Raw genomic sequence first — 476 nt, 5'->3', positions numbered from 1 at the left:
CCCTGGTGAAATTAGCGCTGTGGAACCACCCGATCCCATCCCGAACTCGGAAGTGAAACGCAGCTGCGCCGATGGTAGTGTGGCTCAAGCCATGCGAGAGTAGGTCATCGCCAGGGTTTACACCCAAGAACCCCGTTGCTTGCGCAACGGGGTTTTCCTTTTTTTGCAAGCACATGCTTTTTGATGCACTTGCAGCAACAACTTCAAGAAGAACTTCAAGTTCATCAAACAAGTTGTTGACAGATACGAAAAGCCTGACATAATAGGCGGCTCGCTTCGACGGAAAGCCCTCGGGTCTTCCAGATCCCCTCACCGGGATCCACCTCGAAAAAAGGTGTTGACGAAGTGAAAAAGCCGGCTATAATGGGCGGCTCGCAACGACGGAAACGTCGGGGCACACGGAGGAAGGCGCTGAGGCCGACTCCCAGGTTCTTTGAAAGTATGCGCAGGTATCTTGTGAAGGCGCCTGCAGGAAG

1 rRNA gene is annotated in these 476 nt (G+C 53.6%); it reads left to right on the top strand.

Features of this window, described 5'->3' with window-relative positions:
- Position 1 precedes the first annotated feature (1 nt).
- Positions 2-116: ribosomal RNA gene (rrf, locus tag QMX83_RS21605) — 5S ribosomal RNA — on the top strand.
- The last annotated feature ends 360 nt before the right edge of the window (positions 117-476 follow it).

The sequence above is a fragment of the Stenotrophomonas sp. PS02289 genome (assembly GCF_029960115.1).
Taxonomy (GTDB): Bacteria; Pseudomonadota; Gammaproteobacteria; order Xanthomonadales; family Xanthomonadaceae; genus Stenotrophomonas.
The sequence above is the reverse complement of the archived record's forward strand: the minus strand, read 5'-3'. Positions and strand labels throughout refer to the sequence as shown.